At 38.0% G+C, this 10,896-nt stretch carries 8 protein-coding genes; 4 read left to right on the forward strand and 4 right to left on the reverse strand.

Features of this window, described 5'->3' with window-relative positions; all coding sequences use genetic code 11:
- Window positions 1–30 precede the first annotated feature (30 nt).
- A complete protein-coding gene (locus tag FLM47_RS18630) occupies window positions 31–924 on the reverse strand; it encodes a cation diffusion facilitator family transporter (RefSeq protein WP_138606760.1) in 894 nt (297 codons plus the stop codon).
- A gap of 218 nt (window positions 925–1,142) precedes the next feature.
- On the opposite strand from FLM47_RS18630, the gene FLM47_RS18635 reads away from it, so the two are divergent.
- The 4 genes from FLM47_RS18635 to FLM47_RS18650 all read left to right on the forward strand — a co-directional run bounded on the left by FLM47_RS18635 (window position 1,143) and on the right by FLM47_RS18650 (window position 6,060).
- Window positions 1,143–2,567, forward strand: coding sequence for a diguanylate cyclase domain-containing protein (locus FLM47_RS18635; RefSeq protein ID WP_138621839.1), 1,425 nt, complete (start codon window positions 1,143–1,145; stop codon window positions 2,565–2,567).
- A 170-nt stretch (window positions 2,568–2,737) separates the two neighbouring features.
- Complete coding sequence (locus FLM47_RS18640; protein WP_138621837.1) at window positions 2,738–3,589, forward strand: patatin family protein; 852 nt, start codon at window positions 2,738–2,740, stop codon at window positions 3,587–3,589.
- 205 nt (window positions 3,590–3,794) lie between these two features.
- Entirely contained in the window at window positions 3,795–5,819 is a 2,025-nt protein-coding gene (locus FLM47_RS18645) for an ATP-binding protein (protein WP_138621835.1), read from the forward strand.
- A 49-nt stretch (window positions 5,820–5,868) separates the two neighbouring features.
- Window positions 5,869–6,060 carry a DUF3185 family protein gene (locus FLM47_RS18650; protein ID WP_138621833.1) on the forward strand — a complete coding sequence of 64 codons (192 nt, stop codon included), beginning with the start codon at window positions 5,869–5,871 and terminating at the stop codon, window positions 6,058–6,060.
- Between the two features lie 94 nt (window positions 6,061–6,154).
- Here FLM47_RS18650 and ahpF read toward each other — a convergent pair whose 3' ends face one another.
- The 3 genes from ahpF to FLM47_RS18665 form a co-directional block, all read right to left on the reverse strand.
- A complete protein-coding gene (ahpF, locus tag FLM47_RS18655; RefSeq protein ID WP_138621831.1) occupies window positions 6,155–7,732 on the reverse strand; it encodes an alkyl hydroperoxide reductase subunit F in 1,578 nt (525 codons plus the stop codon).
- 161 nt (window positions 7,733–7,893) lie between these two features.
- Entirely contained in the window at window positions 7,894–8,463 is a 570-nt protein-coding gene (ahpC, locus tag FLM47_RS18660) for an alkyl hydroperoxide reductase subunit C (protein ID WP_008115650.1), read from the reverse strand.
- 216 nt (window positions 8,464–8,679) lie between these two features.
- On the reverse strand, window positions 8,680–10,782 hold the full coding sequence (locus FLM47_RS18665; RefSeq protein WP_178957389.1) for an EAL domain-containing protein: 2,103 nt from the start codon (window positions 10,780–10,782) through the stop codon (window positions 8,680–8,682).
- Between the last annotated feature and the right edge of the window lie 114 nt (window positions 10,783–10,896).

Raw genomic sequence — 10,896 nt, forward strand, 5'->3', positions numbered from 1 at the left:
CTTAACCAAGTCGCTTTTAGGTTAAACTTTTTAATGGATGTGCTTGCATTCATAGCTTTCGATTTGTAGCACACTGTTACGAACATTAAATTTATCTGCAAGTAGTTTGATTACTTTTAAACGACATTCTTCATCATGCTTTTCTATAGTGCAATGTTGCTTTAACACTACGTGAGCACCTACTATCACTTTTTTATTTTTACGAACAACGGTAACGTTATGCACATTTGCAACATGCTCCATACTGGTTATTTCTGTTTCGATATCTTGGACTTCTGGCAACTTTGCTTTATTTGAGCGTAGCCCTTTAATGCAACTAATTATCACCTTAATTCCCGTAAACAGTACAAATGATGCAATTAACATACTCGATAAAATATCAATCACATTCCAGCCTGTAATATAAATAAGAACACCGGCAACAAAAGTGGAAACAGTCGAGATTAAATCAAAAAACGAATGTAAAAATACCGCATACACATTAATACTGGCTTTACGACCTTTATATAATACCCACGCTGCCGCACCATGAAATAAAAAACCGATAGCTGCAATCACCGACATTAAATAACTATTTATGATCAGCTCATGTCCACCTTTGTGGTCCAAAAAGCGCTCAGCTCCCTCAAATAAAATAAGTAAACTGATAGTAAGATATAAAATGCCGTTGATCAGACCGCCGATTAATTCAGCTTTTTGATGGCCGTCGTTATAAGTTTTAGCCAAATGAATAGCAAAGCTTGAGGCAATAAGTGCTATAAATAGTGAGCTGTTATGAACAAATAAGTGACCGGCATCAGCAAGAACAGCCAGTGAATTAGCATAATAAGCACCTATAAGCTGAATCACCATAAACGAACAGGTAATTGCAAGTGCAATTAATAGACGGCGACGGGAGGCGTGATGTGTAGTTATTTCTGTCATGAAATATAAAAGGCCTTTACTGAAAACAAAGTAAGCTAATGAAATAAAGCAAATTAGAAAGTGCGAAATGATATACAGTCACAATTGTAATACGAAGACCAATTAAACGCACTAAAAACTTAGTAAAATGCAAAGAACTGTACTAAATATAAAGAGACATATATTATTAATAATTAAAAGATTTGGCGAGTTCTGCCTGTATAATTGCGGAGAAATCAGTGAGTCATGACTCAGACAAAACAATTTGGCAGGTTTTTAATCTTATTAATTTAGCCGTGATTGTTTATGATGATAAAAACCAAAACTACACATTAAATCAGCATGCCAAAACGTTACTCAAAATAGAGGATGAAAGTGCTGTTAAAAAAGGTGCTTTTAGCAATGTTGTGCTGCGCGACTTTAGTAATGATGAAGTTGTCAGTATTGAGCAATTATTTTCTTCTAATATAACAACCGTTTTATTAGATTCTGAATCCACTTTACAACTGTTAAATATTGATCATTCTATAATTGATGGCTCTATATCTATGCTCACTTTAGAGCAAAATCATACACTCACAGAGCAATACAACTTTGATCATATTATCTCTAAAATCTCTACCAAACTTATTGATATACAAAACGATAATATAGACCAACAAATTAACTTTGCCCTCAAAGCCATTGGCACCGTATTAAAGGCTGACCGTAGTTATTTATTTGAATTTAACACTGACAATGAAACTATCACTAATACTCACGAATGGGTTAATAAGGGTATTGTTGCTTGCAAAGACAGACTGCAAAACATACCAAAGGTTGAACTCCCCTATTTTTTTGAAGTGATGAATGAGAACCATCTATTTCAAGTAAATGATATTGAGCTATTACCTACTAAAGCTGACGCTGAAAAAGCAGAGTTTAAAGAGCAAAGCATTCAGTCGGTTTTATGCATAGGCCTTCGTTTCGATGAGGAACTGGTAGGCTTCATCGGCTGTGATTGCGTTAAAACTAAGCGCAATTGGAGCAAAATTGATTTGATTAGAATAAAGCTCGTAGGTGAAATCATCAATAATGCCCTCAAGAATATTAACTATAAAAAAAAGCTGCAGTTAACCCAACAGCAATTAATTAACGCCAACACTAAGCTCAATAAATTAGCGAATACCGATGCACTTACTGATATTGCAAACCGTCGCTTTTTCGATAGCACTCTCAACAGTGAAATTAAGCGTTGTGCAAGACATAATCAGCCTATTAGTTTGATTATGTGTGACATCGATTTCTTTAAACGCTATAACGATAACTATGGTCACCAAAAAGGTGATGACACATTAAAACAAGTGGCGCGCGCTTTAAAAAGCGTATGTAAACGTGAGGGTGATATAGTAGCTCGGTATGGAGGCGAAGAATTTACAATTATTTTGCCGGCCTCTAATAAAGAACAATGCCAAAAGTTTACTGTACTGATACAGCAAAAAATTAAAGCGTTAAATATTCCCCATGAATTTTCTTCTGTTACTCCTCATATCACAATGAGCTTTGGGTATTTTACCACTTACCCAAACGCTAATACTAATATGCAAACGATAATAAAAAATGCCGACATTGCTTTATACAAAGCTAAAAAAGCAGGCAGAGATCAAATATGTTCTTTTGAATAACGTATATATTAATTTTTAAAAACAAGTTATCGCTTCTATTCCCTGCAACCTTTGATATTTTCTTATCCTAACTAATAATTAAAACAAGTCCCGAATCAAAGCAAAAAGTTGCTCGCACAGTTTGAGCACACTTGGTAGCATAAGTGTATTGTCAAAGGAAGGAAGTTAACATGAGCAATAGCCAACATACATTAGTGGTAGAGGGTGGTGCCATGCGCGGTATTTTTGCAGCTGGCGTGCTAGATGAGTTTTTAGCACAACAATATCAACCTTTTACCAGCTATTTTGGTGTATCTGCTGGAGCAACGAACGTCGCGGCTTATCTATGTAAGCAAGCAACTCGAAACTACAAAGTGATTACTGATTATTCCTGTAGGCCTGAATTTATTAACCTTTCCCGATTTGTTAAAGGCGGCCATTTGTTTGATTTGGACTGGCTTTGGCAAGAGACCATACGTGAAATTCCTTTAAATACCGACGAATTCTCTCAATCCCCTCACGACTTTTATATTGTTGCAACGGCAATCGAGTCTGGGCAAGCTCATTATTTACAAGCAACAGGCAGCGAAATGGTAGAGCAATTAAAAGCCTCTTGCGCTATACCCATAGCTTATCGGGATTATCCAAAAATAAATGGCATGGCCATGACCGATGGTGGCGTTGCCGACTCTATTCCGGTAAAAAAAGCTTATGAAATGGGGGCATCAGAAATAACGGTTATCCTTTCTCAACCTTTAGGCTATCGTAAAAAAGATAACAAAGTACCGTGGTTAACTAAACAACTCTATAAAGATACTCCTGCACTTGCACAGGCCACTATTCAGCGTTCTAAAAACTATAATGACAGTATTGATTTTTTGCATAATGCTCCACCTGATTGTAAAGTAAATATTATCGCACCTCCAATGGGGTTTAAAGTCGGTCGCACCACTAAAAATCGGGCTATACTCAATTCAGGCTATCAAATGGGCATAAGTGAAGCTAAAACCTACTTGAATAACTCTCGATTTGCTAAGGAATGATCATAAGCTATAAAATCAACCTATAAGAAGTATACATTGATATAACCTTTGAATTTACAGCTTACTCCAGCTATTAATTTTTAAACCAACGGGGTAATGTAATAAAGAACGATGTGTTCGCCATCGTATTGCAAAAAACAGATTAAATTTAGGCGTGTTTTTTGCATTAAATTTTGTGTACACACCAAATAAATTAAGGGTTTTTGTGAATTTTCTTCGATGCTTTCATAATATAGTCTCAGATCAGCAGCTAAGCTTTGATCAAAAAATTGCAGACTTACTTGCTTTTGGGCTCGATGTTTTTCAACTCGACTTAGCTATTATCAGCCGTGTAAAAAATGATTCTTACATTGTTTTACATGCCATCACCCCTGACAATTCTCTTGCTATTGGCACTGAGTTTGAGTTAAACGGCACCTATTGCACGCATACCTTGTCGGCCAACTCTGCACTCGCATTTCATAATGCGTCGCAAAGTAGTATTGCAAATCATCCATGCTACATTAACTTCCAATTAGAAGCGTACATTGGTGCGCCTATACGAATAGGCACAGACGTGTTTGGTACCGTTAACTTTTCATCAGCTCAAGAATGCGCTCCTTTTAGCGATGAAGCCTATGATTATATTGAATTATTAGCGCAGTGGTTAGGCTCGGAATTTGCGCGCAATCAGGATAAAGCCAATCTCACTAAAAATAGTGACACTTTATTAAAGCTTGAAAGCGTGGCAAATATAGGTACATGGGAAGTCGACTTAATAGAAAATACTATTTTTTGGAGCCAACAAACTCGGCGCATTCATCAAGCCGAAGAAGGCTTTACTCCTGATATGAATACCGCTATCGAGTTTTATAAAGCAGGAAAAAGCCGCAATAGTATTAATAAAGCGGTAGAAAATGCGGTATCTAAGGGTGAAAAATGGCATTTAGAGCTGGAAATAATTACCGCTAAACAACAAAACATTTGGGTTTCTACCTTTGGTGAGGCCGAGTTTAACAACGGCCAATGTGTGCGGTTATTTGGTACTTTTCAAGATATAACTGAAGCCGTAAAGTTACGCGAAGAGTTAAAACAAAAAAAAGCGCTCGCTGAACAATTACTCAAAGATAGAAGTATGCTGTTTGCAAAAATCAGTCATGAGCTACGCACTCCGCTAAATGGCATTACGGGTATGTTAGCGACACTCATAGATGAACACGATTATGACAAGCGGGCGGAAAAAATTAAAGTCGCCCTTCGAAGTGCTGATATTTTATTGAATATTATTAATGAAGTACTCGATTTTTCAAAAATAAATCATGGTGAATTAAAACTGGAGCCTCATCACTCCCTACTTAAAACGGTATTTACCGATTTGGTTTCTTTGTATTCGGTATTGTTTAGCAATAAAAACATTGAACTACGAGCCACTAACCTCATTCCTAATGATGTTTGGGTATACTGCGACACTTCTCGATTAAGCCAAATTATCTCTAATTTACTGAGTAACGCATTAAAATTTACAGAGCATGGTTCTGTTTCTCTCGATTCACAGTTAGCATTAAATACAAAGCGCCCTTTACTTACAATTAAAATAACCGACACGGGTCGCGGCATGAGTAAAGCATATTTAAACTCATTATTTAAGCCCTTTACCCAAGAGGTTGATGCTAACAACAATAAAGGTGGCACCGGGTTAGGCTTAGCCATAGTTAAAGAGCTCGTTGGTTTTATGAATGGTAAAATTGAGGTAACCAGTGAGGTTAACGTGGGCACGTGTTTTACCTTAACTATCCCAATTGAGCTTGGTAAACAACAAACACAAAAACCTAGCCTTAAATTTATTAATAACCATAGTAATCAGCTCTCGGTTTTGGTGGTTGATGATAACGAAATAAATCGCCTGGTATTAGAATCTGCACTGGATAAATTTAATATAAAATCAGACTTTGCTATTGACGGCCAAGATGCCCTGTTAAAATGCAAACAAAAGCATTTTGACCTTATTTTTATGGATTGCATTATGCCTATCATGGATGGTTTTGAAGCCACCAAGCAACTAAAGGCACAAGGTATCTGTGACTCGCAAGAAACTTATATTGTGGCGTTAACTGCTAATGCATCCTCACAAGATAAACTAAACTGTAAGCAAGCAGGCATGGATATGTTTATAGCCAAACCGTTTAAACTGCCAGCGATAGAAGAAGCAATTACAAATACACTAAAAAGACTGGGCGTAGCCACATTATAACAACGAGTGTCGCCCAGATTAACTAGCACTAAAAACACAAAGGATCATTATGACAAATAAAATCATTGGTATTGTACTTATTGTTATTGGCGTAGCACTTGGTATGTGGGGTTATGATGTTTACGATTCTGCAGCTTCACAAGTTACTCGTGCATTCAATGGCGAAACCCCAGCAGAAGCATGGCTTGGCTTTATTGGTGGCGCAGTTTGTATTTTAGTAGGCCTTACCCGACTTAAATAGCACACAAAAAAGCCGCCTTTGGAGAGGGCGGCTTGGGTGAACAAACAGCTATGGGTGAGAGCTGTTTTATCAAGAGGCTTACGCTAAAACACTATTAAGCAGCATTTTGCTCTGCATCGGGTGTTTGGCGAATTAAATAGTCAAAAGCTCCTAAGCTAGCAGTTGCTCCGGCGCCCATAGCAATAATAATTTGCTTAAATGGCGTATTGGTCGCATCGCCCGCACCGTATATACCCGGTAACGACGTTGCACCTTTTGCATCAATGAGTATTTCACCAAATTGACTAAGCTCAAGGTCACTCTCTTTTAACCATTCGGTGTTTGGTATCAAACCAATTTGTACAAATATACCGGCTAAAGCTAGCTCCTTACTTTCTCCAGAAACACGATCGGTATAATTCAGGCCTATAACTTTGTTACCATCACCGAGTACTTCAGTAGTTTGTGCATTTTTAATAATAGTAATGTTTTTTAAGCTATTAGCTTTACGAATAAGCACTTCGTCAGCACGTAACGTATCGGCAAATTCAAGCACCGTTACATGCTCAACAATGTTGGCTAAATCAATAGCCGCTTCAATACCTGAGTTACCGCCACCTATTACAGCAACAGGTTTGCCTTTAAATAATGGTCCATCGCAATGCGGGCAGTATGCAACGCCATGGCCTTTATATTGCTGCTCGCCAGGTACGTTCATTTCACGCCAGCGTGCACCGGTTGCTAGCACAAGTGATTTAGCTTGTAATACAGCGCCATTTTCTAAAGTAATATCATAGCCATTACTGCCTTTTTGCAGATTTGCAGCGCGTTGGTTGTGCATTACATCAACATCATATTCTTTAACGTGCTCTTCAAGCTGAGCCACCATTTTTGGCCCTTCGGTTGCTTTTACCGAAATAAAGTTTTCAATGGCCAATGTGTCAGCTACTTGGCCACCAAATCGATCGGCAACCACCCCCGTATTTAGCCCTTTACGTGCAGAATAAATAGCTGCCGAAGCACCTGCTGGCCCACCACCGACGACAAGAACATCAAACACTGATTTTTCATTCAATGCTTTGGCTTGGCGCTGTGCACCTTTGCTATCAACTTTATTTAAAATATCGGTTAGGCTCATTGCCCCTTGGCTAAAAGGTTCTCCGTTTAAGTACACAGCGGGTACAGCCAATATATTTCGTTGCTCTACTTCATCTTGAAACAGAGCACCATCAATCATGGTGGCTTTGATATTGCTATTTGTAGCAGCCATTGTATTGAGCGCTTGAACCACTTGCGGGCAGGTTTGGCAGCTCAAACTAATATACACTTCAAAATTGAGTGTTTGCTCAAGTGTTTGTATTTGTTCAATGTCATCTTTGCTTGCTTTACTAGGGTGACCACCCGTATGTAATAGCGCTAACACTAAACTAGTAAATTCATGACCCATAGGTACCCCTGCAAAGGTAATATGGGTGTTTTTTTGTGGCGAATGCACCACCATTGAAGGTCTGCGTGCCGAAGTATCTGGATTGTTACTCACACTAAACTTATCGCTTAGTGATGCTAAATCATTCGCTAAACTTTCTACTTCTGTTGATTTTTTGCTGTCATCCAAGGCGATAAGCAGCTCAACAGGCTGAGTCAGCGATTCAAAATGGCTTTTTAATTGGTTCTTTATGTTGTTGTCTAACATGGCTTAGCCCCTTAAGGAAAAATAAAACAGCAGAACCCCCATGCCATCAGTGCATGTGCGAATTTTAGAAAAGAGTGATGGCGCGGGAGAGTGCCCAGTGAGCCAAGTAGGCTCACTGGTATTAGAGTTATGTACTACTCTAAGTTTAGTGAAGGTAAGGTTTAAATCTTACCAACTAGGTCTAGTGAAGGTGCTAATGTGTCTTCACCTGGCTGCCAAGATGCAGGACATACTTCACCGTCATGAGTGGCAATGTATTGTGCGGCTTGTACTTTACGAACAAGTTCTTTAGCACTTCGACCAATACCTAAATCATGCGTTTCAACAACTTTGATTTCACCCTCTGGGTTCATTACAAATGTACCGCGAAGTGCTAAACCATCATCTTCAATCATTACACCAAAGTTACGTGTAATGCGTCCTGTTGGGTCGCCAATCATTGGGTAAGTAATTTTACCGATAGTGTCTGACGTGTCATGCCAAGCTTTGTGCGTAAAGTGCGTATCTGTTGATACCGAGTAAACCTCTACGCCCATTTCTTGTAGCTGTGCATAATGATCTGCAAGGTCACCTAATTCAGTTGGGCATACAAATGTGAAATCTGCTGGGTAAAAGAAAAAGATAGACCACTTACCTAATACGTCTTTTTCAGTGAGTTCTACAAAGTCACCATTGTGGTAAGCTGTTGCATTGAAAGGTTGTAATTTTGTGTTAATCAATGAAGTGCTCATAGTATTCCTCATTTATGTTTAGTGTATTTAAAAAAGTTAACGCCTTGTGCGTTGGCTTGATTAATACAATAAGGCCATTGAGAAATTAAATAAAATTGATTGTTTAGATTGAAATAATCGCTTTTTAAGATTACTCAAGCTAATAAGCCACAATAATTGAATGCAAGCTATCTTAAAATTAAAAATACTAGTTACACTGAGCACTAAAGGTAGCCATCAGAAAATGAGATTTTCAAATTCATTTTCAGGTAAAGCTTTGCTAAACAAAAATCCTTGCCCTTCTTCACACTCAAGCGAAATAAGTGTATCGAGCTGTGCTTGAGTTTCAATGCCTTCACCAACAATCTTTAAATTAAGTGAGTGTGCTAAATGGGTGATTGCTTTCACAATATCTAGGCTTTGCTTATCATCAACCATATCTTTAACAAATGACTGGTCAATCTTTAATACATCAACAGGAAATAACTTTAAATACGATAAACTCGAATAGCCCGTTCCAAAGTCATCTATCGCTATGCTCAAACCAAGGTTTGAAAGCCCGTTTAATATCCTACTTGTTTCATCAAAATCACTCATTAAAGCGCTTTCTGTCACTTCTAATTCAAGATAACCACTAGGAAGCTCAGTATCCTCAAGTACTTGTGCTACGCTTTCTATAAATTTAGGATCTGTAAATTGTTTAGCAGCAACATTAACAGCAACTTTAATTGGATGGCCTTTATCTAGCCAGCGTTTAGCCGCTCTGCAGCTTTGTTTTAAAACGCTATGACCCAACTTATTAATTAAACCAGTCTCTTCAGCTAATGGAATAAAGTGTAACGGCGATATAAAACCGTCTTCCTCATCTCTTAACCTCACTAACGCCTCAGCACCTATGATTAATTTATTTTTTAAACTAAGCTTGGGCTGAAAGTGAACTTCCAACGTGTCTTTTTCAAGTGCATTTCTCAAAAGCTTATCTATATTTTGACGTTGATGAAACTCATGTTCTAAGTCATCTGAAAAATAACAAAATCTATCTCTACCATGCTCTTTGGCTTTATACATTGCTGCATCAGCATGCGACATCATTAATTCGGCAGAATCAGAATCCGTTGGATTAATACTAATTCCCACGCTTATAGTTAAATTAAACTCTCTTCCATCAACACGAAAAGGTTGATGCATTGCATACAAAATATCAGATGCAACAGCATCAACATGACACGGCGATTTAATACCTGGGAGCAACAATACAAATTCATCCCCGCCAACACGGGCCAAGGTCGTATTTAAATCAACAATAGATTCAAGTCGTTTAGCAACCAGTTTTATGATTTGGTCGCCAATATGGTGTCCCTCTGTATCATTTAAATATTTAAAATGATCAATATCAATTAACATTAACGCCACTAAAAAACCATTACGCACAGATACCTGACAAGCATGCGCAACGCGATCATGTAATAAAATTCGATTGGGTAAATCGGTTAATTGGTCATGGTTTGCTAAATGGCTCATCTTAACAGCCATCGCAATCGACTCGCTCACATCATGAAAAACTATAATCGCGCCAATAATATTCCCCTTTTCATCTCTGATGGGGGAAGCAGAATCCTCAACCCGATGAATTCTGCCATTTAAGCTCGTTAATTGGCAATTAAGCGCCATAGCTACTCTTCGCTGCTCTTTTAAAGCAATAGAAATTGGATTAAGGCTTTTGTGCTTTGTGGTTGCATCCCGTAGTTGCATAACCTCTGAAATATGATTACCAACTGCTTCATGCATTACCCAACCGGTCATCATTTCTGCAATCGGGTTCATAAACGTTATTTTTTCGTCTTTGTCTGTTGCTATAACTGCGTCGCCAATCGAGTTGAGCGTTACGCGCAATCTTTCTGATTCAATAGCAAGTAAACGCTGTGAATGTTTTAGTTGTTGCTCTTGTGTTTTTAGTTTTAGATGATTGCCAACGCGCAAGCGGCATACCTTAAGATCAACGGGCTTTTGTATATAGTCAATCCCACCCAACTCTAAAGACAAATGCTCAAACTTACTCTCATTATGGGAGGTAATAAATATTACTGTTACACCACTAGTTTTGGGATCGTTTTTTAAGCGTTTACACACTTCTAACCCGCTAATATCAGGTAATTCAATATCTAATAAAATAATTTCTGGTAAGAACTGCTGTGCTTTTTCAATGGCGCCAAAACCAGTATCGCTACATATAACTTCTGCAATATCTGATAAAGCTCCCTCTAAAATCATTAAACTAGTGGGTTCATCATCAACAATAAGTACTCGTTGCGCAAAGCTTTGATCTACAGTGGTTAACACAATCACTTCCCATAAAAAATTAAACAAATGCACATAAAGCCTAGCTTAGTTAACCCAAACCTCCACCAATTACCTAAAATATATACTTAAGTATTATATTATTAGCGTCAATCA

The sequence above is a fragment of the Pseudoalteromonas sp. Scap06 genome (assembly GCF_013394165.1).
GTDB lineage: Bacteria > Pseudomonadota > Gammaproteobacteria > Enterobacterales > Alteromonadaceae > Pseudoalteromonas.

Bases quoted from the DNA above. Each gene is read 5' to 3' on its own strand.
- FLM47_RS18630 (WP_138606760.1), bottom strand. From the start codon at position 924: ATGACAGAAATAACTACACATCACGCCTCCCGTCGCCGTCTATTAATT.
- FLM47_RS18640 (WP_138621837.1), top strand. From the start codon at position 2,738: ATGAGCAATAGCCAACATACATTAGTGGTAGAGGGTGGTGCCATGCGC.
- FLM47_RS18650 (WP_138621833.1), top strand. From the start codon at position 5,869: ATGACAAATAAAATCATTGGTATTGTACTTATTGTTATTGGCGTAGCA.
- ahpF (WP_138621831.1), bottom strand. From the start codon at position 7,732: ATGTTAGACAACAACATAAAGAACCAATTAAAAAGCCATTTTGAATCG.
- ahpC (WP_008115650.1), bottom strand. From the start codon at position 8,463: ATGAGCACTTCATTGATTAACACAAAATTACAACCTTTCAATGCAACA.